The 26,603-nt window shown below is 65.8% G+C and carries 23 protein-coding genes; 10 read left to right on the top strand and 13 right to left on the bottom strand.

Going from position 1 to position 26,603, the window contains the following annotated elements; genetic code table 11:
- Positions 1 to 120 precede the first annotated feature (120 nt).
- The gene (locus tag ACS13N_RS11085; RefSeq protein ID WP_438931707.1) at positions 121 to 462 is read left to right on the top strand and encodes a hypothetical protein; all 342 of its coding nucleotides are present in this window, start codon (positions 121 to 123) and stop codon (positions 460 to 462) included.
- Positions 463 to 519: 57 nt separating this feature from the next.
- On the opposite strand, the gene ACS13N_RS11080 is transcribed toward ACS13N_RS11085, so the two are convergent.
- The 3 genes from ACS13N_RS11080 to ACS13N_RS11070 form a co-directional block, all read right to left on the bottom strand.
- A complete protein-coding gene (locus tag ACS13N_RS11080) occupies positions 520 to 1,032 on the bottom strand; it encodes a MarR family winged helix-turn-helix transcriptional regulator (RefSeq protein WP_438932830.1) in 513 nt (170 codons plus the stop codon).
- Positions 1,033 to 1,105: 73 nt separating this feature from the next.
- Positions 1,106 to 2,263: an ABC transporter substrate-binding protein gene (locus tag ACS13N_RS11075; RefSeq protein WP_438931706.1), complete on the bottom strand. Its 1,158-nt coding sequence runs from the start codon at positions 2,261 to 2,263 to the stop codon at positions 1,106 to 1,108.
- A gap of 39 nt (positions 2,264 to 2,302) precedes the next feature.
- Complete coding sequence (locus ACS13N_RS11070; protein WP_438931705.1) at positions 2,303 to 3,580, bottom strand: flavin-dependent oxidoreductase; 1,278 nt, start codon at positions 3,578 to 3,580, stop codon at positions 2,303 to 2,305.
- Positions 3,581 to 3,745: 165 nt separating this feature from the next.
- Here ACS13N_RS11070 and ACS13N_RS11065 point away from each other — a divergent pair, with 165 nt between their 5' ends.
- The 4 genes from ACS13N_RS11065 to ACS13N_RS11050 all read left to right on the top strand — a co-directional run bounded on the left by ACS13N_RS11065 (position 3,746) and on the right by ACS13N_RS11050 (position 8,026).
- The gene (locus ACS13N_RS11065; protein WP_438931704.1) at positions 3,746 to 4,459 is read left to right on the top strand and encodes a GntR family transcriptional regulator; all 714 of its coding nucleotides are present in this window, start codon (positions 3,746 to 3,748) and stop codon (positions 4,457 to 4,459) included.
- A gap of 38 nt (positions 4,460 to 4,497) precedes the next feature.
- Positions 4,498 to 5,175 carry a DUF2848 domain-containing protein gene (locus ACS13N_RS11060; protein WP_438931703.1) on the top strand — a complete coding sequence of 226 codons (678 nt, stop codon included), beginning with the start codon at positions 4,498 to 4,500 and terminating at the stop codon, positions 5,173 to 5,175.
- A gap of 28 nt (positions 5,176 to 5,203) precedes the next feature.
- Positions 5,204 to 6,550 carry an amidase gene (locus tag ACS13N_RS11055; protein WP_438931702.1) on the top strand — a complete coding sequence of 449 codons (1,347 nt, stop codon included), beginning with the start codon at positions 5,204 to 5,206 and terminating at the stop codon, positions 6,548 to 6,550.
- 153 nt (positions 6,551 to 6,703) lie between these two features.
- The gene (locus ACS13N_RS11050) at positions 6,704 to 8,026 is read left to right on the top strand and encodes an MFS transporter (protein WP_438931701.1); all 1,323 of its coding nucleotides are present in this window, start codon (positions 6,704 to 6,706) and stop codon (positions 8,024 to 8,026) included.
- Positions 8,027 to 8,648: 622 nt separating this feature from the next.
- Here ACS13N_RS11050 and ACS13N_RS11045 read toward each other — a convergent pair.
- Positions 8,649 to 10,061 carry a methyl-accepting chemotaxis protein gene (locus ACS13N_RS11045; protein WP_438931700.1) on the bottom strand — a complete coding sequence of 471 codons (1,413 nt, stop codon included), beginning with the start codon at positions 10,059 to 10,061 and terminating at the stop codon, positions 8,649 to 8,651.
- 140 nt (positions 10,062 to 10,201) lie between these two features.
- A complete protein-coding gene (locus ACS13N_RS11040; protein ID WP_438931699.1) occupies positions 10,202 to 12,916 on the bottom strand; it encodes a bifunctional diguanylate cyclase/phosphodiesterase in 2,715 nt (904 codons plus the stop codon).
- A 462-nt stretch (positions 12,917 to 13,378) separates the two neighbouring features.
- Here ACS13N_RS11040 and ACS13N_RS11035 point away from each other — a divergent pair, with 462 nt between their 5' ends.
- Positions 13,379 to 14,554: an alpha-D-ribose 1-methylphosphonate 5-triphosphate diphosphatase gene (locus ACS13N_RS11035; protein WP_438931698.1), complete on the top strand. Its 1,176-nt coding sequence runs from the start codon at positions 13,379 to 13,381 to the stop codon at positions 14,552 to 14,554.
- Positions 14,555 to 14,568: 14 nt separating this feature from the next.
- On the top strand, positions 14,569 to 15,321 hold the full coding sequence (locus ACS13N_RS11030; RefSeq protein ID WP_438931697.1) for a DUF1045 domain-containing protein: 753 nt from the start codon (positions 14,569 to 14,571) through the stop codon (positions 15,319 to 15,321).
- 29 nt (positions 15,322 to 15,350) lie between these two features.
- Here ACS13N_RS11030 and ACS13N_RS11025 read toward each other — a convergent pair whose 3' ends face one another.
- The 3 genes from ACS13N_RS11025 to ACS13N_RS11015 all read right to left on the bottom strand — a co-directional run bounded on the left by ACS13N_RS11025 (position 15,351) and on the right by ACS13N_RS11015 (position 17,959).
- Positions 15,351 to 16,172 carry a hypothetical protein gene (locus ACS13N_RS11025; protein WP_438931696.1) on the bottom strand — a complete coding sequence of 274 codons (822 nt, stop codon included), beginning with the start codon at positions 16,170 to 16,172 and terminating at the stop codon, positions 15,351 to 15,353.
- Positions 16,173 to 16,176: 4 nt separating this feature from the next.
- Complete coding sequence (locus tag ACS13N_RS11020; protein ID WP_438931695.1) at positions 16,177 to 16,551, bottom strand: hypothetical protein; 375 nt, start codon at positions 16,549 to 16,551, stop codon at positions 16,177 to 16,179.
- A gap of 208 nt (positions 16,552 to 16,759) precedes the next feature.
- Positions 16,760 to 17,959 carry an MFS transporter gene (locus tag ACS13N_RS11015; protein WP_438931694.1) on the bottom strand — a complete coding sequence of 400 codons (1,200 nt, stop codon included), beginning with the start codon at positions 17,957 to 17,959 and terminating at the stop codon, positions 16,760 to 16,762.
- Between the two features lie 249 nt (positions 17,960 to 18,208).
- Between ACS13N_RS11015 and dacB the strand changes: the two genes are divergently transcribed.
- From dacB to ACS13N_RS11000, 3 genes are all read left to right on the top strand, one after another.
- Complete coding sequence (gene dacB, locus ACS13N_RS11010; protein WP_438931693.1) at positions 18,209 to 19,756, top strand: D-alanyl-D-alanine carboxypeptidase/D-alanyl-D-alanine endopeptidase; 1,548 nt, start codon at positions 18,209 to 18,211, stop codon at positions 19,754 to 19,756.
- The gene (gene mobB, locus ACS13N_RS11005; protein ID WP_438931692.1) at positions 19,753 to 20,289 is read left to right on the top strand and encodes a molybdopterin-guanine dinucleotide biosynthesis protein B; all 537 of its coding nucleotides are present in this window, start codon (positions 19,753 to 19,755) and stop codon (positions 20,287 to 20,289) included. The genes dacB and mobB overlap by 4 nt, the downstream gene beginning before the upstream one ends.
- 204 nt (positions 20,290 to 20,493) lie before the next feature.
- Positions 20,494 to 21,540 (top strand): tetratricopeptide repeat protein, encoded by a 1,047-nt coding sequence (locus ACS13N_RS11000; protein ID WP_438931691.1) that lies wholly within the window; start codon positions 20,494 to 20,496, stop codon positions 21,538 to 21,540.
- A 76-nt stretch (positions 21,541 to 21,616) separates the two neighbouring features.
- On the opposite strand, the gene ACS13N_RS10995 is transcribed toward ACS13N_RS11000, so the two are convergent.
- From ACS13N_RS10995 to ACS13N_RS10975, 5 genes are all read right to left on the bottom strand, one after another.
- Complete coding sequence (locus ACS13N_RS10995) at positions 21,617 to 22,675, bottom strand: SGNH/GDSL hydrolase family protein (RefSeq protein ID WP_438931690.1); 1,059 nt, start codon at positions 22,673 to 22,675, stop codon at positions 21,617 to 21,619.
- A 148-nt stretch (positions 22,676 to 22,823) separates the two neighbouring features.
- Positions 22,824 to 23,828: an L-threonylcarbamoyladenylate synthase gene (locus ACS13N_RS10990; RefSeq protein WP_438931689.1), complete on the bottom strand. Its 1,005-nt coding sequence runs from the start codon at positions 23,826 to 23,828 to the stop codon at positions 22,824 to 22,826.
- A 16-nt stretch (positions 23,829 to 23,844) separates the two neighbouring features.
- Positions 23,845 to 25,080 (bottom strand): 5-(carboxyamino)imidazole ribonucleotide synthase, encoded by a 1,236-nt coding sequence (locus tag ACS13N_RS10985; RefSeq protein ID WP_438931688.1) that lies wholly within the window; start codon positions 25,078 to 25,080, stop codon positions 23,845 to 23,847.
- A 36-nt stretch (positions 25,081 to 25,116) separates the two neighbouring features.
- Positions 25,117 to 25,626 carry a 5-(carboxyamino)imidazole ribonucleotide mutase gene (gene purE, locus ACS13N_RS10980; protein ID WP_438931687.1) on the bottom strand — a complete coding sequence of 170 codons (510 nt, stop codon included), beginning with the start codon at positions 25,624 to 25,626 and terminating at the stop codon, positions 25,117 to 25,119.
- Between the two features lie 16 nt (positions 25,627 to 25,642).
- Positions 25,643 to 26,566: a phosphoribosylaminoimidazolesuccinocarboxamide synthase gene (locus tag ACS13N_RS10975; protein WP_438931686.1), complete on the bottom strand. Its 924-nt coding sequence runs from the start codon at positions 26,564 to 26,566 to the stop codon at positions 25,643 to 25,645.
- Positions 26,567 to 26,603 lie beyond the last annotated feature (37 nt).

Here is a 26,603-nt window from a genome sequence, read left to right as displayed (position 1 = left end):
GGGGAACATCGGCAGCCCCAGCGGTCGAATTAAACGGGCGGTGCGTCAAGACCCTCGCCCGTCGGGCTGCCGATCGGGCCGATCGCGGCGTACACTAAGCTTCATGGAAGTGCATCCGACATGACTCACGATCCCACGTCCCAACGCAAAGAGGCAAAACCCGATGACTTCGCGCTCAACCGCGAAGCCATCCGCTGGCTCGCGTCTCTGCCTGACGACGTCCGGCCGATCGAGCTCGGCCGCAAATTCCCGCGCATCATCAATACCATCGCCGCCAAATGGGTCGATTTCATCGGCTGCCGGCGCTACCTCGACAGCCTGCAGATGGACGACCGTGGCGGTCGCCAGGGCTTTCCGTTCGAGGTCGTGCAGGAAATCTGCACACTGCGCGAGCACTTCGATTCGCTCTACCCGCCCGACAAGGACCTCTGGCAAAAGGCGATTGACGCAGACAAGCGCTAAGCTAGTCCAAAGATGCGGCGGCCCCGGGAGCGGTTCAAACCCCGGGGCCGCTTTCATTCAGCCGCCGTCCGGCCCAGATGCCAATTTATTGAGCAACCCCAGCAGGCGCTGCTTCTCCTCCACGGACAGATGCGCCGTGACGCGGGCATCATGCGCGGTAACCGCTCGCGTGATCTCGTCGAGCGTGGTGGCGCCTTTGGCCGTGAGCACCAGCCGGAAGGCGCGCCGGTCCGTTGGCGACGGCTGCCGCTCGACCATGCCCATGTCTTCCAGCGTATCCACCAGCAGCACTGCACCGGAGCGCGCCACGCCCAGAATGTTGGCCAGCTCGGTCAGTTTGAGGTTGGGATTGTGCGCGATCACGGTCATGGCCGAGAAGCGCGGCGGCGTGATGTTCCACGCCTGCAGCGAGCGCACGAAATCTTCATAGATATGCAACTGCGCGCGCCGCACCGCATAGCCGACCAGCCCGTCGAGCGCGCCGTACTCCACGTCCGCGATATGCGGATTGAAGTGACCGGTTTCGGCAACGGCTGGGTACAAGTCTTCGGCTTTGGGTTGGCGCGACATGGCGATATTAGGCATGCGGATCCCGTCGATTATCGTTGGCAAGGCGCCCGTCGGCCATGAACTGAGAAGAACTTCAGTTCTTCACGACAGCTTGATCGGCGGGCAGCAGTTTCCACTTGCCATGATCGATGGTCAGCAGCACGCGGCCGCGCGCATCAAAGCCGAAGTGGTCGGCGGCCGTGTAGTTCAGCACGCCGTGCGAGACGACGATGTCGTGCTCAGTCTCCAACGCGTTCCTGAGCGCGCGACGGAACTCCGGCGTGCCCGGTTTGGCCGTCTTGAGCGCCACCGGCACGATGCGCTGAAGCACCTGCAACGCATCCCACGTGTGGGCACCGAACTGCGTGCGTGAATCGGGCCCGTAGGTCTTCTCGTAGCGCGTCACATACTCCAGCGCAGTCTTCTTGCTCGGATGGCTGTCCGGCAACTGCTCGGCCACGATGACCGGCCCGGCTGGCAGGATGGCCCCGTCGACCGCCTTGCCACCGATACGGATCAGGTCCTTGGTGGCCGCACCGTGCGTCTGGTAGATCGGCCCGGTATAGCTGCGGTCGCGCAGCGAGGTGTGCGGCAACGCGGCGCCCGTGCCTGCCCCCGCCACGAGAACGGCGTCGGGCTTGAAGCTGATCAGCTTGGCGACCTGCCCTGTCACATTGGTATCAGCGCGCGCGTAGCGCTCCACATCGACCACCTTCAGGCCGCGCGGCGTGGCGGCGGCCGTGAAATCCTTCAGCCAGCTTTCGCCATACGCATCGGCAAAGCCGATGAAGCCGACGGTCTTGACGCCGCTCGACGCCATGCGCGCAGCAATCGCCTCTGCCATCAGCGAAATCGGCTGCGCCAGGCGATACGTCCAATCGCCCTTGCCGGGCTTCAGCTCCACGGGCGCGAGCGACAACTGCGGCGTCTGCGATTCGGTGGCAACTTCGGCAATCGCAATCGACGGCGCCACGGCGGACGACCCGACGATCAGGTCCACGTGGTCCTCCGTCACCAGTTTGCGCGCCATGCGTGCGCCGGTGCTCGGGTCGGAGGCGTCATCCACCAGCACCAGGCGCAGCTTCTCGCCGCCGATGGCGTCCGGATAGAACGCCAGCGAGTTCTTCTGCGTAATGCCAAGCGACGCCGACGGCCCCGTGGTCGACAGGCTCACGCCCACGACAATCTCGGCATGGACGGCGGGCACAAGCAGGAGCGCGGCGGCGGCGCAGATGGTGCGGCGGATGGTCATGAGTCCCCTCTTCTTTTCTGATGTTTCGTTAGCGTTGGCTCAGGCGGGCACGCGCGAGCGTTCCGGCATCGGCGGCTGGTCACGCAGCGATTGCGGATCAAAGCCGGCCAGTTTTTTATAGCGCATCGCGATCCCTTCCAGCTCCGCACGCGGGATCACGTCGTCGATGCGGGCAAAGCCTCGCGGTGCGCGTTCGTGTGCGAGCTGCATGACCTGCTCGGGGCCATTGAGCCGGTTGCGCAGCACGATGCCGGCGGTGCGCGGCAGGCGGTCGGCCTCGTATTCGCGCAGGGCGATGCCGGTGTCGCGCGTGGTGAGCAGGCAATCAACCAGTGCACGCGCATCAAGAATGGCCTGGGCGCTGCCGTTCGAGCCGATCGGGTACATCGGGTGGGCCGCGTCGCCCAGCAGCGTCACGCGCCCGAAGGTCCAGCGCGGCAGCGGGTCTTTGTCGACCAGCGGGAATTCATACACGGCCTGCGCGCCGTCGATGAGTGCGGGAATGTCGATCCAATCCCATTTCCAGTCCGCAAAGGCGCTGCGGAAGATGGCGCGGTCGACCTCGCGGTTCCAGTCGCTGCGCGGCGGCGCCTCGTCGGGCACGCGCAGCTCGGCAATCCAGTTGATGAGCGAGCGGCCCTGCTGCCGCAGCGGCTCGGAGATCGGATAGGCGACGAACTTCTGGTCCTGGTGGCCGGCCATGAACATGGTGCGGCCGTCGAGATACGGCGCGGCCTCCGTGGTGGCACGCCAGAGCATGCGGCCCGCGAAGCGCGGTGCATCGCCGGCCGGATAGAACTGGCGGCGCACGGCGGAGTGGATGCCGTCCGCACCGATCAGCACGTCGGCAGACGATTCGACGAGCGTGTCGTTGGCGCGGTCACGCAGCGTGAAGCGCACGGGGCCACCACCCTCGCCAGTCGATTGGATAGCGTCAAAGCTGTGACCCAGCCGGATGCAACCGGGTCCGAGCCGTTCGGCCACGGCATCGGCCAGTGCCATCTGAAACTCGCCGCGGTGGATAGAGAACTGCGGCCAGTCATAGCCCGCCGCCAGCCCACGCGGCTCGTGCCAGATCGGCTGGCCAAAACGGTTGTAGTAGGCCAGTGCCGAGGTGCGGATCGCCAACGCACCGAGCGTGTCTTCGAGTCCCAGTTCACACAACTGGCGCGCGGCGTGCGGCAGCAGATTGATGCCCACGCCCAGCGGCCGCAGCGTCTGCACCGCCTCCCACACCTCGACCTCGAAGCCCTGGCGTTCGGCCATCAATGCGAGCGTGAGCCCGCCGATGCCCGCGCCGATGATGGCGATCTTCATGGCTGTCTCCGTGAAATTTGTTGCAGTCTATAACAAATATCGGAGACAACCAGAGCGTGCCGGATCAGGGCAATCCCTAGGGCCTTTGTGGCGTGTGGATGCCTTGACGCTCAGTGATATATCACAATACCATCACTCGACTTTTACGAAATCCGAGACTGCCTCATGTCGCGTCCGATCAAGCTGGTTACCGCTGAAGCGCCTGCATCTTCCCCATTCGCCGCCGAACCCGCCGCGCATGCCCCCAAGGGCGCCGCCCTGCGTGAGCTCGCTTATGGCGAGATCAAGCGCCGCATCATGGCGTGCGAATTCCGCCCCGGCGAGCCGCTCAACGAAGCGCAGCTCACCGCGCTGCTGGGCCTGGGCCGCACGCCGATCCACCAGGCCCTGCATCGCCTGGAGGTCGAAGGGCTGGTGCAAATCCTGCCGCGCAAGGGCGTGCTGGTGACGCCGCTGTCGCTCAACGACGTGCTCGACATGATCGAGGTGCGCGCCACCAACGAGATCCTCTGCGTGACGCTGGCCGCCGAGCGCGCCCACCCGGCCGACTTCGAAGCCATGCGCGCCATCGTCGACGCATCGCCTGCGCTGATCGAGCACCGCGACATTGCCGCACTGGCGGCGCTGGACCTCAAGTTCCACCTCGCCATCTCAGCCGCCTCGCGCAACCGCGTACTGGCCGAACTGCTGCGCGGCCTGCACGAGAAGCAGGCGCGCTTCTGGTTCCTCTCGCTGTCAGAGCCGCAACACCTGCAGAACGTGTACGACGAGCACCTCGCCGTGCTCGACGCGCTGGAACGCCGCGACGTGCCCGCCGCGCGCGAGGCCATCCGCGAGCACATCGACGAGTTCCGCCGCACGATCATCCGCACGCTCTGATCCCGATTCCCCTTCGTTTGCTTCCCCCCGGATACCGCATGACCACGCTGCACCTGAACCTGATCGGCCACGGCCTCATCGACGTGACCGTCGACCACCTCGTCATTGCCGGCTGGACCGGCCGCGACGCCGAAGCCGTTGAACACCACATCGCAGAACTCGAAGCGATTGGGGTAGCGCGCCCCGCGCGTGTGCCGTGCTTCTATCGCGTATCGCACTCGCTGCTGACCACCGACGCGCGCGTGGAGATTCCCGGCGCCGATTCGTCGGGTGAAGCGGAGTTCGTGCTGTATTCCACGCCGCTGGGCCTGCTGGTCGGCATCGGCTCGGACCATACCGACCGCAAGGTCGAAGCGTATGGCGTGACGGTCTCCAAGCAGATGTGCGCCAAGCCCGTGAGCCGCGACGTGTGGCGCTTCGAAGCGCTGGCCGATCACTGGGACAGCCTGCAGATGAAGACCTGGCGCACCCGCGACGGCCAGACGGCGCTATACCAGGAAGGCAGCGTCACGCGCATGCTCGACCCGCGCGACCTGATCCGCCGCTACACCGGCACCGACACGCTGCCGGTGGGCACCGCCATGTTCTGCGGCACGCAGCCGATCATCGGCGAACTCGGCTTTGGCGAGGCTTTCGACATGGCCCTCATCGACCCGGCGTCGGGCACCGAGCTGCGCCACCAGTATGCTGTCGACACGCTGCCCGTTGAGGGCTGAAGCGCACCACCTACCGGAGACCCTCTGCATGATGACGCCCCGCCCGAACATGATCCGCGCACTGGCCGCCGACCTAGCTGCCGGCCGCATCACCAGCGTCGCGCTGACCGAAACCGCACTGGAGCGCACCGAATCGCACCGCGCCGCGGGTGGCGCCGCCTATGTGAGCATCGATGTGCAAGCCGCGCTGGCCATGGCACGTGCCGCCGATGCCGCACGCGCGGCAGGCAATGTGCCGTCGCTGCTGGCGGGGCTGCCGGTATCGATCAAGGATCTGTTCGACGTGGCGGGCCAAGTCACGGCCGCGGGCTCGCGTGCACTGGCCCACCAACCCGCGGCCACTGCGGATGCTGCAGCCGTGGCACGCCTGCGCGCGGCCGGAGCCGTGCTGCTCGGCCGCACCAACATGAGCGAATTCGCGTTCTCGGGCCTGGGCCTGAATCCGCACTACGGCACGCCGCGTACGCCGGCAGACGGCACGCGTGCGGCGGGCGGTTCCACCTCGGGCGGCGCAGTCACGGTGGCGGGCGGCATGGCGGTGGCGGCCTTGGGTACGGACACGGGCGGCTCGATCCGGATTCCGTCGGCCTTCTGCAACCTGACCGGCTTCAAACCCACCGCGCGCCGCGTACCGATGACGGGCGGCGTGCCGCTGTCCACCTCGCTCGATTCGGGTGGGCCGCTGGCTAACTCGGTCGATTGCTGCGCGCTCGTCGATGCCATCCTGAGTGGCGAAACACTGGATACCGCCGCCGTTCCGCTGGCCGGCCTGCGCTTCGGCATCACGCAGGACTACGTGGGCGCGGACCTCGACGACACGGTCGCCACCGCATTCAACCGCGCCGTCGAACGACTCCAACGCGCCGGCGCGCATATCGTGCGCTTCGACTTTCCTGAACTGCTGCAACTGCCCGAGATCAACGGCGGTGGCGGCCTCACGGCGGCCGAAGCCTGGGCATGGCATCGCCCGGTGCTGGCGCGCGCCGAAGCGCAGTACGACCAGCGCGTTGCCGCGCGCATCCGCCGTGGTGAGCAGATGGGTGCCGCCGCCTACATCGACGTGCTCGACGCCCGCACCCGCATGATTGCCGCCGCGCGCAAGCGCCTGGGCAACGTGGACGCATGGCTGATGCCGACGGTGGCCATCGTGCCGCCGGAAGTGGCCCCGCTCGAAGCCGACGACGCCCAGTTCTTCCGCACCAACGCACTGACGCTGCGCAACCCGAGCGTCATCAATTTCCTGGACGGCTGCGCACTGACGCTGCCCATCCATGCCTCCGGCGAACTGCCGGTCGGCCTGTCGCTGTGCGGTCTCGCCAATGACGATGCGCGCATCCTGCGTGTCGGCCGGGCGGTGGAGGCTGCGCTGCGTTGATCGACTAAACAGAACATTCCCGCCAGCGTCCGGGCCACGCGGGCGGTTCTCTAAGCCACGAAGACAAGGCGCGCTGAAGACGCGTCCGGCCCCACTCACGCCTGCGTTTTGACAACAAAGCGCAGACGCCCTTGCACGCTATTGGAGGAAACCATGTCGCAAACCCAAGCCCTGCCGGCTGACCGCACGGACCCGGCCAGCAGCCCACCCCACGGCACCGCGCTGGACGCCACCTACCGCCGCATCACATGGCGGCTGGTGCCGTTCCTGGTCTTCCTGTTCATCCTCGCGTGGATCGACCGCGTCAACGTCGGCTTTGCCAAGCTGTCGATGCTGCAAGATCTGCAGTTCAGCGAAGCGGTGTACGGTCTGGGTGCCGGCATCTTCTTCATCGGCTACTTCCTGTTTGAAGTGCCGAGCAACCTGCTGCTGGAGAAGATCGGCGCACGCAAAACGCTGGCGCGCATCACCATCCTCTGGGGCCTGGCCTCGATGGCGATGATCTATGTGAAAACCCCAGCCTCGTTCTATGCGCTGCGTTTCCTGCTGGGCATTTTTGAAGCCGGCTTCTTCCCGGGCGTGGTGCTGTATCTGACGTACTGGTTTCCGTCGGCCTACCGTGCGCGCATCAACGGCCTGTTCATGACCTCGTTTGCGATCGCGGGCGTGGTGGGCGGCCCGGTGGCGGGCTTCATCATGAGCACGATGGAAGGCGTGGGCCACCTCGCCAACTGGCAGTGGCTGTTCTTGCTGGAGGGCATACCTTCGGTGCTGGCCGGCTTTGCCGTGCTGGCCTGGCTGCCTGAGACGCCACGCCAGGCCAAGTGGCTCTCCGCCGCCGAGCAGGAAGCCGTCGTCCGCTCCATCGACGCAGAAAACCGCGATCCGGCCAAGCACGTATCGTTTGGCGCGGCGCTGTCCAACGCCCGTGTGTGGATCTGCGCAGCAATTTACTTCTGCGTGGTCAGCGGCAACGCCACCATCGCCTTCTGGACGCCGTCGATCATCAAAGAGCTGGGCATCCAGGGCAACTTCCGTATCGGGCTGATCAGCGCCATTCCGTTCATCGCCGGCACGATCGCGATGGTATGGAACGGCATGCATTCGGACCGCACGGGTGAACGCCGCATGCACTGCGCCATCGCCGCCATCATCGCCAGCGCGGGCCTGATCGCAACGGGCGCAACGCTGGGCTCACCGGTGCTGGCGCTGGTTGCGCTCACTGTAGCGGCCATCGGCATCCTGGCGGCGTTCCCCGTGTTCTGGTCAATTCCAGCTGTGTTCCTCGCCGGTACGGCAGCCGCAGGCGGCATCGCGCTCATCAACTCGATCGGCAACCTGGCCGGCTTCGTCGCACCGTACATGATCGGCTGGCTGAAAACGAGCACCGGCCACCTGTCGGCCGGCCTGTACTTCGTAGCCATGCTGGAGCTGGGTGCCGCAGTGCTAGTAATCCTCGGCACGCGCAAGCGCTAAACCCAGCAACCAAACCCCAGAAGACACCATCGAGGCGCAGCCCCATGCGCCCCGATGGTTTGGCCGTTGACGTTCCTGCCCTAGATGGCGCCTTGAATTTTCGTAAGCGGGCGGAAAAAGGATGGGGAACTGTCTGAGCGAAGCGAGTTTTCCCCATCCCCGCCCGGTTACGAAAATTCAAGGAGTCTTTCGCCATCTCGGGCGCGCCTTTCTTTGCTTACTTTCTTTGGCAAGACAAAGAAAGTGAGTCGCCCCCGGCAGGGGACGAAACGGGGGATGCACCACCAGCGCCAATCAGCACCCAATCGCCCCCCCAGAGCGCAGTTCAGAACGCCACCGATGAAGTTCTGAACTCCACGCTTGAGGTTCCAAACCCCATCAACGATGGTTCAGAACTCCACTGACGAAGTTCCGAACGCCGCGGGTGAGGTTCCGAACGCCATCAGCAATGGTTCCATACACCACCGGTGAGGTTCCGAACACCGCGATTGAAGTTCCAAAACTCCATCAATAGGGTTCCAGACTTCATCGACGGAGTTCCGAACGCCACCAATGAGGTTCCGGACACCGTCGGCGATGTTCCGAACCCCATCAACGCCCTTTCCAAAGCAGAACCGGCGCCCTACCCCGCCACCTTGTACCCGATCCGCAACCCACCCCAGTGCCGCCCTTTGACATAGATCGGCGCCGACACGTCCTTCATCATCGCGAAGGTGCCGTTCCCCATATCGCGCCGGTAGGTTTGCAGCAGGAAAGCCTCGGTATTGCGTGCAGCCCCAAGGCCCGTGCGGTCGGTAAACATCCGGCGGTTGCGACTGTTGGCCGCGTTCCACACCGGATCACCCCCCTGCGGCTGCGAGAACTTCAGGTTATGCGTCGGCAGATAGCCATTGGCATCCACCGCCGCGCAAAACACCACACGCGGGTCGAGCCCCAGCAGCGGCTCCTGCAACGCGGGCAGCACGCGGTCGGTAAATGTGGTGAAGCGCGCCAGATGCTGCGGCGGGTCGGTATCGGCGACGGGCTGATACGCACGATCGAACAGGTCGCCTTCACTGATGTCACCACGCGCGACCGCCGATTCGAACAGCGCACCGATCTTGCGCGCCGTTGCCTGTACGGCGTCGATGAACACCGTGTCAGCGCTCTGCACACCAGTGGAGGCCGTGTGCCGAATCAGCGTTTCCGACACCGCCAGCAGGCCGGAAAGCTGCTGCCGTGCGTTGTCGATGTTTTGACTCGATTGCCGGACACCCTCAGCCATGCCCTCCACCTCTTGCGCGAGCGAGGCGCATTCGTCTTCGATCGCGGCGGTGGAATCGGCAATGCTGGTGGCCTCGGCATCAAAGCGCGCGATGGCCTCGCCTGCCACGCCAATCACGGCGCCGATGGCCTGCGTGCCCGTGTCCACGCGCTGGGCACGCGCCACGTTGGCGCTGCTGTCGCCGATCAGCTTGTCGGTCTGGCCGGACAGGTCCGCCAGCGTGGTCTCGATGCGTTGCGTGGCCTCTGCGGTCTGGCCGGCGAGCTGCTTGACCGCGCCTGCCACCACGGCAAAGCTGCGGCCGGATTCGCCAGCGCGCGCCGCCTCGATGGCGGCGTTGATGGCCAACAGGTTGGTCTGCTTGGCAATCTGCGAGATCTGTTCGGACGCCTGCGCCACCTGCACCAGCGCGTCGCGCAGCGCAGCGATCTGCTGCTCCATGCTGGCCACGCCGATCGCCAGCTCGCGGATGTCGCGCAGCGACGCCTCGACCGTGGCGCGTGAACCGCTCACCTCTTCGCTGGCATGCGAGGCCACTTCACGCGCGTGGCGCGCCGCCACGGCAATGTCGTGGTTGCCGCGCATGGTGGCGTCGGCGGCACTGCGCAATTGATCGAACACATCGGCCTGGCGACGCAGGCGCACGGCCACGTCTTCCACGTTGCCGGACACCTCGCAGATGCCCATGCCCACGCGGCCGGCCTCTTCGGCGATTCGGGCGACAAGTTCAGGAGAGGCTTTGGGGCCGCGGCCCCAGGCGAATGGCTTCACGTGCGGTGGTCTCCAAGTGTCATTGTTTTGTGCGCCCTCGCAACGGTGGCGGGGCAACCCTCTATGGGGCATATCGGCGCAGGCGGATGCGCGCTTGAGAGACGCTACGCGCCCTGACTTACGCGGGCATTACGTCGGGACTACGCCTGTGCGGTGTGGTTGCGCCGCAGCCGTGCCTCGTAGGCCGCGGCCGTCATCGGCGGGCCGAACAGGAAGCCCTGCAGCTTGTCGCAGCCGGCTGCCTGCAGGAATTCGGCCTGCTCCAGCGTCTCGACGCCCTCGGCGGTTACGGTCATGTCGAGCGACGCGGCCATCGCGACGATGGCGCGCGAGATCACCACCGAATCGCGGTGGCGCGGAATGCCCGAGACGAACGAGCGGTCCACCTTCAGGTTGTCGATCGGGAAGCGCTGCAGATACGACAGCGAGGAATACCCCGTACCGAAATCGTCGACCGAGATGCGGATACCCAGCGCGGTGAGCGCGTCGAGCACGGGCATCACGGCAGCGGTGTCGCGCATGAGCAGGCCTTCGGTAATCTCCATCTCCAGCGCGCACGCGGGCAGGCCAGCTTCGGCCAGGCACCGCGAGATGGTCGGCACCAGCCCTTCGCCAAACTGGCGCGGCGACAGGTTCACGGCCACGAAGAAGTTCGGCATGCAGGTGGCGCGCCAGTGCGCGGCTTGGCGGCACGCCTGCGCCAGCACCCACTCGCCGATCGCGCCGATGAGCCCGGCGTCTTCGGCCACGGGGATGAACTCGGCGGGCGACACCTCGCCCAGCTCCGTGCTGTGCCAGCGCAGCAGCACCTCGGCACCCACGATCTCCATCGACGTTGCATCGACGATGGGCTGAAAGCGCAGCGACAGCTCTTCCGCGGCCAGCGCGCGGCGCAGGTGGTATTCCAGCTGGAAGCGCCGCTGCGCCCGCTGTGAGAGCCGCGCGGTGTACACGCGGTGCTGGTTGCGCCCGTTCTGCTTGGCGTTGTACATGGCGGCATCGGCACAGCGCAGCAGCGTGGCGGCGTCGCTGCCGTGTTCGGGATACACGGCAATGCCGATCGATGCCCCCAGGTAGTACTCCGTGCCGCTGGTGGAAAACGGCTGCGCGATGGCGCCCACGATGCGCTGGGCCAGGCGCTCGGCCTCGCCCAGCGAGCGCACGTTGTCGAGCAGCACGACGAATTCGTCGCCGCCCAGGCGCGCCAGCGTATCGCTCTGGCGCACGCAGGCCGACAGCCGCTGCGCGACGATACGCAGCAGATGGTCGCCCGCTTCGTGGCCGGCGGTGTCGTTGACCTTCTTGAAGCCGTCCAGATCCAGGAACAGCACGGCCACCTGACGGCCGTCGTTGGCCGCCTCGTCCAGCACGGCCTGCATGCGCTGCGAAAAATAGGCGCGGTTGTACAGGCCAGTGAGCGCATCGCGCTGCGCGAGGAACTTGAGCTGTTGCTGCGCCTGCCGTGCGGGGCCGATGTCGTTGAACGAGATGAGCACGGCGGTGGGCGCATCGTCGCCGGGGCGCGCGATGGGCAGCACGTTCTCGTGCACCCACACCACGTCGCCATCCACCAGTTCCAGGCCGATGGTCAGGCCCAGCAGCGGGCGGCCGGTGCTCAGCACCACGTGCGTGGGCCGTTCGTTGAAGGGGATCTCGCTGCCGTCTTCGCGCAAGGACCGGCGCATCAGCGCAAGGTGGCTGGTACCGACCGGCGAGACGTTGCCCGCCCGCAGGATGCGGCGCGCACTCGGGTTGCAGGCGAGGATGGTGCCGTCGGCCGCCTGCACGACGATGCCTTCGGTCAGGTTGTCGACGGCCAGTCGATAGCGCTCTTCGCTCTCCTGCAGCTCACGCGCGATGTGCGCCTTCTGAATCGCCACGCCGACGATGTCGGTAATGCCGTCAAGCAAACCCATCGTATCGGGCGTGGGCGCGCGCGGCGTGTCGTAGTAGACGCCCATCGCACCGATCATCTGCGCGTTGTCGCCGCGGATGGGGGTGGACCAGCAGGCACGCAATCCGAGCGGCTGGACGATGTCGCGGTAGCCGTCCCATAGCGGGTCGGTGTCGATGTCTTCCACCACCACGCGCTTGTTGAGGAACATGGCCGTGCCGCACGAGCCATGCGCCGGCCCGATCGACAGCCCGATCAGCACCTGCGAGAGCATGAACGGCAGCGAGGGTGCAACCGCCTGTGTGACGTGCTCGCCGTCGCCGCATAGCAGTACGGAGCACATCGCCCCGTCGTCGAGCAGCACTTCCACCAGCCGGCACACCTCGGCCAGCAGGTCGGGCAGCGGCACGTTGCGCGAACTCAGTTCGAGCACAGTCTTTTCGCAGCGCAGCAATTCCTTGGCACGGGCAGTCTCTGCGGCCAGGGCGCGGTAGTTGGCTTCGGATTCACGCAGGGCCTGCTCGGCCTGCTTGCGCTGGCTGATGTCGCGGGCCACCACCTGGATGGCGGTACGCCAGCCCAGCTGCACAGGGGCGGACAGCACTTCCACCTCGACCGGTGTGCCGTCGCAGCGCAGCAAGGTCTGCTCCACCGGCGGCAGGCCCGCACCGTGCGCGACCATCCATTCGCGGCGCTGGCGGGCAAGCTGCACCGAGTCGCCATGCACGAACTCGTCCAGCTCATGGCCGACGATGTCGCGGGCGTGCTGCGCACCAAACAGCCGAACACCCGCCTCGTTGATGAAAACGATGATGTCGTCTGCCACGATGTACAGCGCATCCGGCATTTGCCGGACAAGCGCCTCGTAGCGGTCATCAGCAAGCGGTAGCGGCCGAGGCGTCTCCGGGCCGGTTGCATCCGGTTCGGGACGGTCGGGCCGCTCGGCGGAAGTGGCATCCATATGGGCAGGGGCCTGTCGTCACATGAAACGTGCGCGCGCAAGGGGAATTTGGGGCGCAGGGCTAGGCGTGGACGGCGCCGCTTGGTCGCCCCAAGCAAGCCGGCCACAACGACGCCATGCGGCCCAAATTCCCCTTGCCCTCCGGGTTACCCCGAGCTGGGGCCATCTACTTTGTCGGGCGCCTTGCAAAGGGAATGACCCTTTGCGGCGGCTTCCTTCGCGTAGCTGACCCCAGCTCGGGGCAACGCGCGTACGTTTCATGTGATGACAGGCCCCAGTCTGTTTCTCTTGCTATCGACCATCGTGTCGGGAAAGTTAAGGCGTTTGGATGGTCCTCCCTACTTCAGAGTGGTGCAAATGACCGATGTCAGGTCGAATGGCACGTGAGTTGCGGCACAATGCCAGCACAACTTCGATGCGCGCGAGCACTGCATTGCGCACACTTTCTCTCAGGCACGGGCCATGCAATCGTTTTCGTCCTCTGTCGGTCACTTGGCCGGCCTCGTTTCGCGCCGCACGCTCCTGGCCGATGGGCTCGTGGAGGCGGCGGTCCAGTTTCGCGACGGTCGCATCGTTGCGTGTGATGCCAACCCGACGCGCGGCATGCTCGACTGCGGTGACCTCCTTGTCCTGCCCGGCATCGTCGATCTGCATGGCGATGCCTTCGAGCGCGCCGTCATGCCGCGCCCCGGCGTGGCCTTTCCGTACGATACGGCGCTGGCCGATGTAGACGGCCAGTTGCTCTCCAGCGGCATCACCACCGAATTCCACGGCGTGACGTACTCCTGGGAAGGCGGCCTGCGCGGCCACGCCTATGCGCTGCGCATGCTCGACACGCTCGAAGCCATGCGCCCGCACCTGGGTGCCGAGCACCTGATGCACCTGCGTTTCGAGTTGCACCACGCGGACGGCGTGGCCGATGCGCTGGCCTGGATGGCGGCGGGCCGCGTGCACTTCCTGTCATTCAACGACCACCTGCCGATGATGCGCGACAAGCTGGGCGACGCGCGCAAGCTCGCGCAATACGCCGACCGCGCCGAGTGCGACGTCGACACCTTCCGCACCCGCCTGGACACCGCCGCCGTCAACGTACACAAGCTCGACGAGGTGCTCGGCGCGCTGGCACGGGCAGCGCAGCAGCACGGCATCCGCATGGCCTCGCACGACGAACCGGATGTGGCCACGCGAAACACCTTCCACGCACAGGGCTGCACCGTGACTGAATTCCCGCTGACCGAGGAGGTGGCCCGCGCGGCGCGTGCGCACGGTGGGCACATCGTCTTCGGCGCCCCCAATGTGGTGCGCGGCGGCAGCCACAACGGCGCGCCCAACGCCGCAGCCATGGTGGCGGCCGGGCTGGGCACGGTGCTGGCCTCCGACTACTACTACCCGGCCCTGCTGGCCGCGCCATTCAAGCTGGCCGAACGCGGCGTCGCACCGTTGGCGCGGGCATGGGATCTGGTGGCCGCCAACCCGGCTGAAGCGGCGGGGCTGACCGACCGCGGCAGGTTCGCCGCCGGCCTGCGTGCCGACGCCATCGTGGTCGATGACCGCCGCCCGGGCCTGCCACGCGTGGTGGCTGCCGTGGTGGGTGGGCGCCTGCGCCACGCCACCGGGCATCTGCCGCTCATCGCCTGAAGGCTTTGTCGCAGATGGACGCACCGCTGCAACCGTTGCCTGCTCTCCCCAACGCCTGGCGATACGCGCTCTACCTGCTGCCGCCCGAGCCCTGGTACACGCTGGGCACCCGCTGGCTCGGCCGCTGCGCGCTGCACGGCGAGCCGATCGACGCCGATGCGCGCCAACCGCTGGCCCGCGACGCTCGTGTCGACCTCACCACGCTCGACCGCTGGACCGCAGACCCGCGCCACTACGGCCTGCACGCCACCTTCAAGCCGCCGTTCCGCCTGGCAGAGACCCACACAGTGGATGACCTGGATGCGGCACTGCGCCGGTTCGCGCCCGAACAAACCCCGTTCACGATCGAACCCGCCTTGCAAACGTTGCGCGGCTTCCTGGCCTGGCGCCTGCGCCATGGCGATCCGGCGCGCGATGCGCTCCACGAGTTCGCTGATGCCTGCGTGCGCGAGTTCGACGCCTTCCGCGCACCCGCCCCGGCCACCGAACTTGCGCGGCGGCGCCAGGCCGGCCTGTCCGACGCACAGGAGCACCATCTGCAGCGCTGGGGCTATCCGTACGTGTTTGATACCTTCACCTTCCACATCACGCTGACCGGACGACTGGGCCATACAGAGCAGCTAGCCTGCTACCGCGCGCTGGAAGCCAGCAGCGTGGTGCTGCCGCCTACGATGTCCGTCGACAACATCACGCTGTTCACGCAGCCCGAGCCCGAGGCGCCCTTTACGGTGGCGCGCGTGTACCGCTTCGACGGCAGCGTTGAATGATGTCGCGACAGGTATTCGGGTATTGATGCTCAGCGTGTGAGATCGACCACGTCGATCGTCTGCGTCTGGCCGTGCTGCTCAACCTCCTGACGCATCACCACGCCGGCTTCCGGGCAGAACCAATCGGTCAGATGGGCAACGGTCGGCTCGGGTTCGAGCGATTCATCGCCCAGCTTCAGCACGCCCAGCGTGGCCGTGCGCGTGTAGCGAATCGGCCGGCATTGCAGAACGCCCACCACCGTGTTCATCGGTTGCGGCGGGCCCACCTCGCGTTCGGACACCTCCACCTTGGCGTGCTCGGCACGCATGCGCCCCACCGAAATCCCCAGGCGCGGCGATATCACGTCGAAATCGAAACTCGAATCGTAGGTGTCGCCCGGCAGCATCTCGGCCTCGGGTGCCAAACCTGCGCCATACAGGAACATGCCGGAGATGGCGGTGCTGACGGTGCCAACCAGATCGGCATGCTCGCTTTGCGCAAACACCTTGCCGTTGGTGCTGACAACGCGCGTGACGACACCCGCTTCATCCACCATCAACCGATGCTCCTGCACCGTCTCGATCGGCCGACCGCCAAGCGCCACAAGGCCGGATTTGGCATAGATGTGCAGACCGATCTCGCAGCCGTCCAGCACATCGTGATTGACGTCGTGCAGCGTGAACTCGACGATCATCGGCGTCTTGCCATTGCCGTCCAACTGCAGGCGGCTGCCGTCGTGCACCCAGGACGCGGAGCACAGGCCGGCTGCGTGCGCGGGCAGCGTGACACACGCCACTGCGGCCGCAACCCATAAAGAAAAACGCCGATGCATCTGGCGATGCATCAGCGTCTTCATGAACCCAATGTGCATGGGCTTACTGCTTGGTGTTCGGATCCTTCGAGTACGGGCTGGTGGCATCGCCCTGGCGAGCACCCTGGCTGTACGGATCGAACTTGTCACCGGCCTTGGCACCCTGCGTGTACGTATCGTACTTGCCCTTCTCGACATTGGCCGGCTGGGCACCCGGGTTGAGTGCGCTGGCGGTGCTGTCATCCTTGTTGGCACCCTGCGAATACGGGTCGAATTTGTCGCCGGCCTTCGCCCCTTGGGTATACGGGTCGAACTTCTTGTCGGCGTTGGCGCCTTGGCTGTAGGGGTCGAACTTCTTATCGGTTTGTGCGTGCGCCACACCACTGATGGCTGCCACGACAGCAACCGCTGCCACGAGGTTGAGACGTTTGTACGGCATCTGAAGCTCCTTTCCTATGGGTCGTTTGGGCTGATCGCATGGTGCAGCCTCGTTTTGAACGTGTCCCGATGCCGTCATCACGGTTTGGCCATGACAGGGCGTCGGGGAACCCCCTCTCCTCGTCGTAAGCTATGGCAAGCGCACGCGAAAGTCAACGCACAGGAAGTGCCTATTTTTTTGGCGATTTGCACAACATCAGTGTTGACCCTTAAGCCTCATTCAGCCCTTTCTGGCTTTTCTGCCGAATCGCCCCCGGCCCGGCCACGGCAATCAGCGCCATCGTCAGCGCTACCACCGACAGCCCCCAGCGCAGGTCCGACCGGTGGGCAATCAACCCGATGATGACCGGGCCGATCAGCAAACCTACATAGGCAAAACGCGCCACCGCCGCAATGCCTTCGGCGGCCGGCACGCCCGGCAGGCGCGATGCAGTAATGAAGAAGATCGGCACCATGTTGGCCGCGCCCACGCCCATCAGCGCAAAGCCGGCCAGCACGGCAGCCGGGTCAGGCCACAGCAGCGCCAGCAGGATGCCGCCCGTGGCCAGCACGCCGCTGGCGCCCAGCACGCGCATGTTGCCCCAGCGCCCGCGTGCGAAATCGCCGCCGAAACGCGCCAGTGCCATGCCGCCAGAGAACGCTGCATACCCGGCGCTGGCAACGGCCTCGGGCGATTGCGCAATCTCGCGCATGTAGACGGTGGTCCAGTCGTACATTGCACCTTCACCCAGCAGACCGAAGAACGCCAGGAGACCCAGTACAAAAAGCGTGCGTCCGGTGGTCGGGTGTGCGGGCTCGCCTTCCGCATGCACGTGATCGGGCAGCATGAACGGCCCGGCGCACAGCGCGGTCGCCATCAAGACGATCGCCATACCGCCACAGTGCACGGCCGGCGGCACGCCCAACTCCAACAGCACGCCGCCCACCGCTGCGCCCACCATGCCGCCCAGGCTGAACATGCCATGCAAAGACGAAATGATGGGCTTGTGGTGGTGGGCCTCCACCGTGGTGGCCTGTGCATTGATGGCCACGTCAAACCCCACAGTGCTGATGCCGAACAGAAAGAGCGCCACCAGCAGCGCCGGGTAGCTGGGCATCAGCATGATCAACGCGAGCATCGCGCTGAACGCGATGCCACCCCGCACGCTGGCGTGCTGCGTGCCAACGCGCGCCACCCAGCGGCCCACAAATTTGATCGAGAGGATGGCGCCAAAGGCGACCATGAACATCGCCAGTGACAACGACGCCTCGGACAAGCCAAAGCGCGCCTTCACCGTGGGGATGTGGATCCCCCAGGTCGCAAACGTTGCACCGTTGACGAAAAAGAGAGCCATCGTCGCCGCGCGGGCTGACAGGGGAAGCCGGCGAGGCTGCAGCACGCCGGCAGATTGCACGAATTCGGAAGACATGAGGACAACGAAGAATGCGCTTGCCGCACGAACGTCGCGCAGCAAAGGTGCCATGCTACCGCGCCAAGCTGATCACTGCTTTGCGCAGGATTGCCCACGCGATGACGCTGCCGTCACACGCGGATGCTTCTACGGGAATTGGATGGCGAATGCCGCATTGCTTGTCGGCCGAAGCATGGGGTCACTGCGTTAACATGCCTGCATCCGCACTTGGCGCACGCACGTGTGCCCCACTCTGCCTCCCGCCCGATGGCCCGAATTCGCTCGACCCGTTTGCTGAACCTGTCGCGCTGTGCACTTGCCTGCGCGACGCTGCTCACCCTCACGGCCGCGCCGCTGGCGCATGCCAAGAAACCCAAGGCCCACGCCGCACACGCTACGCCCGCCGCAACCGCAGCACAGAAGCGCCAGGCCGCACGCAATCCGGCCGGGCTGCCTGCCAACGTGGCACTGGCATTTGCCCGCGCACATATTCCGCTCGATGCGGTGAGCGTGTTCGTGATCCGCACCGGCACCGCCAACCCCATCCTGCAGTGGAACGCCGATGCCGGCATGAACCCGGCATCGACCATGAAGCTGCTGACCACCTTTGCCGGGCTGGACTTGCTGGGCCCCAACTTCCGCTGGAAGACCACGGCCTATGCCGACAACCAGCCCGTCAACGGCACGCTCAACGGCAACCTCTACCTGCGCGGCCAGGGGGACCCGAAGCTGATTCCCGAAGAGCTGGTCAAGCTGGTGAGCGATGTACGCCGCGCTGGCGTGGATGAGCTGGCCGGCAACATCGTGCTGGACCGCACATACTTCGAGAACGGCCTGTCTGAAGCGCCCCCGCTCGACGGCGACAGCGGACGCGCCTACAACGTGGCGCCTGACGCGCTGCTCTACTCGTTCAAGACACTCACCTTCACGCTCACGCCGGACGCGGGCAACGGCGCAGTCAACATCGACGTGTCGCCGCCGCTGGCACAACTGCAGATCGACAACCAGCTGCGCACCACGCGCGGCGGCTGCGGCGACTGGAAGACGGCCTCCGGCGCCAACATCACCACGCAGACCGACGGCCACGTGCTCGCCAGCTTCGACGGCCGCTACGCTGCCGCCTGCGGAGAGCGCGTCTACAACATTGCCGCGCTCACGCACGCCGACTTCATCTGGGGCGGCTTCCTGGCGCTGTGGCAGCAAGCCGGTGGCACGACGCGCTTCACGCCCGGCCTGCGTGAAGGCAAGGTGCCGCGCCAGGCCGTGCTGCTGGCCACGCACTACGGCCCCACGCTGGCGGATGTCGTGCACGACATCGACAAGTATTCGAACAACGTGATGGCACGCCAGCTCTTCCTCACCATTGGTGCGGAGATCGGCCGCAAGCCCGCCTCGGTGCCGCAATCGACCGAGGTCATCAACCGCTGGCTTGCCAAACAGAACCTGACGATGCCGGAGCTGGTGCTGGAGAACGGCTCGGGCCTGTCGCGCACGGAACGCATCAGTGCGCGCAACATGGGGCGCCTGCTGCAACAGGCCGATGCCAACCCGAACGGCGGCATCCTGCGCGACGCACTGCCCGTGGTGGGCGTGGACGGCACCATGCGCAACCGCCTCACGCGCGCCGGCGTGGCCGGCAATGCCGAGATCAAAACCGGCACGCTCAATGACGTGCGCGCCATCGCCGGCTACGTAGAAGGCGAAAACGGCGAGCGCTTCGTGGTCGTCAGCATGATCAACCACCCGAATGCCAGCGGCGGTCAGGCTGCACACGACGCGCTGCTGCAATGGATCTACCAGGGCGCGCCACGATGATCCCGCCGAACACCCGCGCGGCGCTTCTCGGCATTACGGGCACCTCAGGCAGCGGCAAGACCACGCTCGTCGAGCAGCTCATCGCCCGCTTCGTACGCGATGGCCGCCGCGTGGCCGCAGTCAAGCACACCCATCACGGGTTCGACCTCGACACGCCGGGCAAGGATTCGCACCGTATGCGCTCGGCCGGCAGCGCCGAGGTGGTGCTGGTGGGCGGCGAGCGTCTCGTGCTGATGCGCGAGTTTGCGCCGGCACAGGAACCGGAGTTGGCCGACGTGCTGGCACTGCTGTCTCCCGAGACCGACGTGGTGATCGTGGAAGGCTACAAGCGCAGTGACTTCCCGAAGATCGAGATCTTCCGCCCTTCGCTGGGTCGTGCGCCGCTGTGGCCGGAGATTGGTGGTGTGGTAGCGGTCGCCACGGATGCAGCAGATGCGGTTCAGGTACCGGAAGGCATCACCGTGCTCAACCTAAACGATGTCGACGCGGTGTACCGGTTTGCCGTGCAGCACATTGCAAAGGCATCCACATGAAGCACTCTTAACATCTGGGCGAAGCAGCTTGGCTATGATGGGGCGTTGAAATTTTTCGCCAGCCCCCCTCCCAACAATATGCTTTCCCGTCTATCTGCCGCGCTTCTTGGCGCGGCATTTTTTTGCTCTGCCCTACCTGCTGTCGCGCGCGAGTGGATCGCCCCAACAGCCACGCTCGGCCGCGGCGCACAGGTCCACCAGTTCGTGCTGATCGATCCCTCGACCAGCAAGCCGATGCCCAACGCGCGCTACCGCCTGTTCCTGCCGAACCACACCATCGCCGGCAAACCGCCCAAGAAAGACGAAAACGATAGCGTGATCTTCGGCACCACCGATGGCGCGGGGCGCACGGTCAAAATCCGCCTGCCCAAGCGCTATCCGGCAAAGCGCTGGATACTCAACCCGATCATCGGCCAGGGTGAGTTTGGTGAATCTTTCCATCTGATCAGCACACTCGATGGTGCTCCGTTGAGCGGCTATCCGTACCTGCTGGATGTGACGGACGAATACCTGATCTGCGGCCGCGCCAATGACGGGGGCTATTCTTACTACGCGCAATCGCGCGAAACGCGCGCGGTGCAGCTCGATATCGACATGCAGTTCACCCTCGAGGACTACGCCTGGTGCGCAGGCCCCGGCAGAGCCATTGCCAACGCAGACGAGGCGCAAAGCCCGTCGGCGCTCTACGCGCAGTACCTCGGCGCACTGACCGCCAACGGCACCACACTCAGCGAAGGCTTTCAAAACCGCCTTGCACGCAAGCTGATCTCGCTGGCGATTGCCGAGCGCAACCTCGAACACGTCGACTTCGCGCTCAATCTGCGTCCAGTGCCCGACGACAAGCTCAACAGCTACGGCTATGACCTCGTCGATGCGGGGCTGCGTGTGGAGCGCGGCCTGTCGATGATCGAAGCCTATCTGGCACAACAGCCGGACGATCCGTTCGCCCTCGACAGCAAGGGCTGGGCGCTCCATCGGCTGAGCCGCAATGAAGAAGCACTCACGTGGTTCGACCGCTCCATCGCCATCTTCGACCAGCCGGACGGCAGCTACGGCGTCAGCGACGACGTGGTGCGCGATGCGCGTGCGGAAGGTCTCGCGCACAAGGGCGAAGTGCTGTGGAAACTCGGCCGAACCGACGAAGCGCAGGAGGCGTTCAAGCGGGGCCTCGCCATCTCGCCGAAAAGCGAAGCGCTGAAGGCGACACTGGCACGCCTAGCGGTGACGTTGCCGACGCCGACCGCACAGTGACGCCGCCCACGCGTCGCCGCTGCAAACAAAAACGCCCGCTTGCGCGGGCGTTTTGCTTTGAGTCGGACTTGCCAGATCAGTGCATCAGGCTGTCTGCCAGCAGACGCTGCAGCACGTTGCTCGCGATCAGGCGATGGCCGCCCGTGGTCGGGTGCACACCGTCGGCAAACAGGTAGGACTGATCCGCACCCACTGCCACCAGCGTGTTGGCCGAGCAGAACAGCGAGCTGCCGCCAGCGCCCGGCACCAGCGCGTTGATCTTGGTTGCGTCGCAAGCCGGCGTGCTGGTGTTGGTAAAGCCGAACTGCGTGCCGTTCTGGATCACGGCGGTCAGTTGCGAGTTGAAGTCGATCACGCGAGCAGTGGTGCCCGCCAGGCCGGTTTGCAGCGTGGTGTTGAACACGCCCACCAGTGCATGCAGCAGTGCCTGGCCTTGCGGGCCACCCAATGCGCCCTGCGGCGTCAGGCTGCTGTCCGGCAGGTTGAACACGTAGAGCTGCGTCGCGTTCTTGCTGATCATGTCCTTGACGTAGCCGACCAGATCGGTCGCGGCCTGCTGCACCTGTGCGGTAGCGATGGCCGGCGTTATCACGACACCGCCGGGGCCAGTTTGGCCCACCGCCGCTGCCCAATAGAAGATGTCGTTGTTGCCACCAAACACGAACACCACGTCGCCGCTACCGTTGAACGTGTTGCCGCTGGCCGCGTAGAAGTTGGCGAGCTGTTGCTTGACCGGATAGGTCAGCGCGCCTGCGCCACCGTTGTGGCCGATACCGTTCGGATCAGTCACGCGCGAACCGCCTTGCGCATAGTCGAAGCAACCGGGTTTCGGGCAGGTCTGCACCTGGTTTGCGTAACCCATCACCGCCGGCGTAAGTGCCACACCCAGTTGCGATGCCACGGTCTCCGCCCACACCGGACCAGGGTTGGTGGTGAACTTGCCGCCGCCCACAGGGGCTGCCGCCGGCGTGTAGGTACCGGCGTCGCTCAGGCTGTCGCCGAACACCACCATGCGTTGAACCTTGGGGTTGCCGCTATTGCTGCTACCGCTCTGATCGGATTCGCCGCCGCAAGCGGCCAGGCCCAAGGCAAGGGTTGCCGATGCAACAACCCCCATCCATTGACGCAACTTCATGGTCTGTCTCCCGTATGGAATTTTTTTTGATCTGTGGTGCGTTGCCCGTGCGTTTGAAGCACGCCAGACGACACAACGCCCAAGTGTAGCGAGGTTGGCGGGGGCACGGCGAACGCGTGCCCCGGAAGAATTAGAGGCCCGACTCGAACTAAGCAGCGAACGCGGCGGCGGCGCGACGCAGGCGGTCGTTGACGGCTGCCCAGGCGGGGGTATCGGCTAGGGTTTCTACCCAGATGGCGTCGTAGCCACCGCGATCGAGCTCGCGCAGCAGCGCATACAGCGCGTTGGCGTAGGCCGCAGGGGTGGTAGGTGCGGCTTGCTGGTCGCAGCCGGCCGGCAATGCCACGGGGGCGCCCAGCCAGACGATGCGCTTGCCGGGTTGCAACGCTGCCAGACGCGCGGGCACTTCGGTCGCGGAGAGCAGATACAGCGGCGTACGCGGCGCGTAGTGCGCCTTCAACGTGCCGGAGGCACGCGGCGCAGCGGCATCGGGCAGTGCGGGCATCTCGCCGGTCACGCGCTCGATGTCTTCGGGGGTGATGGCGCCCGGGCGCAGCAGCACTGGGCCAATGCCCTGATCCAGGCGCGAGAGATCGATGATCGTCGATTCGATCCCCACGTCAACGCCGTCGCCTTCGAGCACGAACACGGCATCGCCGAACTCGTCACGCACGTGCTGTGCGGTGGTCGGGCTGACCTGGCCGAACTTATTGGCCGACGGCGCCGCAATGCCACCGCGCCCGCGCTTGAAGCGCGAGAGCAGCGCCTGCGCCACCGGATGCGACGGGCAACGCAGCCCGATGCTGTCCTGCCCGCCTGCTACCGCAGCCGGAATGTGCGGCGCGCGTTTCAGGATCAGCGTGAGCGGGCCAGGCCAGAAGGCTTCGATAAGTTGCAGCGCGATGCCGGGTACATCATCGGCCCAGTAAGAGATGTCCGCGCCATCGACCACGTGCACGATCACGGGGTGATTGGACGGACGCCCCTTGGCGGCGTAGATCTTGGCGATGGCCTGCGGGCTTTCGGCATCGGCGCCGAGACCATAGACGGTCTCGGTCGGGAAGGCGACCAGCTCGCCCGCCTCCAGCTTGCGCGCGGCTTCATCCAGGCGCTCGCGCGAAGGCATGACGTAGGGCGTGGTCGACTTGTGCATGATGATGCGTGCTCGCTTAATCCGGCTGCAGGCCGAGCACGTGTGCGGCGTGGCGGAAGGCTTCGTCCACCACTTCCGGCGAGGTGCCGACGCAGTTGACGTGGCCCATCTTGCGGCCCGGGCGGGCGTCCGCCTTGCCATACAGGTGGACCTTGGCACCGCTGTGGCCCATCACTTCGTGCCACGCTGGCGTACGTTCCAGACCATATTCGAACCACACGTCGCCCAGCACATTGAGCATACGCCCCGGTGAGTGCTGGCGCGTGCTGCCCAGCGGCAGACGGGCCATGGCGCGCACCTGCTGCTCGAACTGGCTGGTCTCACACACATCCATGGTGATGTGGCCGGAGTTGTGCGGGCGCGGCGCCATTTCGTTGGCCACCAGCGAGCCATCCTGCAGCACGAAGAACTCGATGCACAGCACGCCGACATAGCCCATCTCTTCCGCGATCATCGCGGCGGCGGCACGCGTGCGCGTGGCAATGTCGTCCGACACGCTGCGCGACGGCATGATCGTCGAGAACAAGATGCCGTCACGGTGCTCATTCTCGGCCAGCGGCCAGGTGGCGGTAGTGCCGTCGGCGGCACGGGCGGCTAGCACGGACACTTCGTACGCCAGCGGCAGCATCTTCTCCAGCACGCACGGCACGTGCTGCATGGCACCCCAGGCAGCGCGCAGTTCCTCAATGGTGGAGACGCGGGCCTGGCCCTTACCGTCATAGCCCATGCGGGCAATCTTCAGGATGCCGGGCAGAATGTCGGCGGGCAGTTGCTCGATGTCGGCTTCGTGCTCGATCACCCAGCTCGGTGCCGGATGAATGCCGGTGCGGGCGGCGCACAGCGCGAAGAACTTCTTCTCGGCGATGCGGTTCTGCGCGATCGACACGCAGTTGGCGCGCGGCGCGACAAACGCGCCGAGTTGCTCAAGCTTGTCCAGCGCTTGCGCCGGCACGTTCTCGAATTCGGTGGTGACGGCCGGGCACAGCGCGGCCATTTCGGTCAGCGCGGCTTCATCGGTGTACCCGGCGCACAGGTGACGCTCGGCGATGGTGCCGGCGGGGCTGTTCGGGTCCGGATCCAGCACGCAGACCTTGTAGCCCATCGCCTGCGCGGCGTGCGTGAACATGCGGCCGAGCTGGCCGCCACCCAGCATGCCCAGCCAGGCATCGGGCAGGATCGCGTTGGGAACGTTCAGCGCGCGGGATTCCGCGGTGTGGGCTTGCGCCAGGCGCGGGTTCAGGTCGTCGGCCATGGATCAGGTCGCGGGGTCGTCAGTTACTTAGGCGCCTCAGGCACCATGAACGGGCAGCGTCATGCCGCGTGCCACTTCGGTTTGTTGCGCGCGGAAGGCTTCGAGCTTATCGGCCAACGCCAAGTCTGTCGTAGCAATGGTGGCGATGGCCGCGAGCGCCGCATTGGCCGCGCCCGCTTCACCAATGGCGAACGTCGACACCGGAATGCCCTTGGGCATCTGCACGATGGAGAGCAGCGAGTCTTCGCCACGCAGATACTTGGACGGCACCGGCACGCCGAACACCGGCACGATCGTCTTGGCGGCGATCATGCCCGGCAGGTGCGCAGCACCGCCTGCCCCGGCGATGATGGCGCGCAAACCGCGGCTGCGTGCGGCTTCGGCGTAACGGAACATGTCGTCCGGCATGCGGTGTGCCGAGACGACCTGCGCCTCGAACGGAATGCCGAACTGCGTGAGCATGTCGACGGCGTGGCGCATGATCTCCCAATCGGAGTTCGAGCCCATCACCACGCCAACGAGCGGAGCGGTTTGCTGTACGGTCATCGTCGTCGCTCCTGGTTTAGCGCAGCGACTCGCCGGTCAGGCGGGTCAGTGCTTCGCGGTACTTGCTAGCGGTCTTCTCGATCACGTCGGCGGGCAGTTGCGGCGCCGGCGCGGTCTTCGGCCACGGCTTGCCGTCGATGCGCACGGCTTCCAACCAGTCGCGCACGAACTGCTTGTCGAACGACGGCGGGTTGGTGCCCACCTGGTACGAATCGGCCGGCCAGAAACGCGACGAATCGGCGGTGAGCGCCTCGTCCATCAACGTGAGCGTGCCGTTCTCGTCCAGACCGAACTCGAACTTGGTATCGGCAATGATGATGCCGCGCGTGGCGGCAAAATCGGACGCTTCCTTGTACAGGCGGATGCTCACGTCGCGGATCTGCGCGGCCAGCGCCGTACCGATGCGGCGCTCGACTTCATCGAAGGAGATGTTCTCGTCGTGCTCACCCATCTCGGCCTTGGCGGCGGGGGTGAAGATCGGCTCGGGCAACTTCTGCGCGTTCTGCAGACCAGGGGCCAGATGCACGCCGCACACGGCGCCAGTGGCCTGGTAGTCCTTCCAGCCGCTGCCGGCCAGGTAACCGCGCACCACGGCTTCCACCAGGATCGGCTTCAGGCGCTTGACCACGATGGCGCGGCCGCGCACCTGGTCGACTTCGTTTGGGGCCACCACGGTTTCCGGCGCAATGCCCGTCTCGTGCGTCGGCACGATGTGGCGCAGCTTGTTGAACCAGAAATCCGACATCTGTGCCAGGACCTTGCCCTTGTCCGGAATCGGCTGGCCGAGGATCACGTCAAACGCCGACAGGCGGTCGGTGGTGACCATCAGCAGCTTGTCGTCGCCGACGGCGTAGTTCTCGCGCACCTTGCCACGGCCGAGCAACGGCAGGCTGGTGATCGACGATTCATAAAGGGCGGTGGATGCGGGGGTGGCGGACACGGCGAAACCCGAGAGGAGATGAGGAAACGTGGAAGGC

The sequence above is a fragment of the Ralstonia sp. 24A2 genome (assembly GCF_051783885.1).
Lineage (GTDB): Bacteria > Pseudomonadota > Gammaproteobacteria > Burkholderiales > Burkholderiaceae > Ralstonia.
The sequence above is the reverse complement of the archived record's forward strand: the minus strand, read 5'-3'. Positions and strand labels throughout refer to the sequence as shown.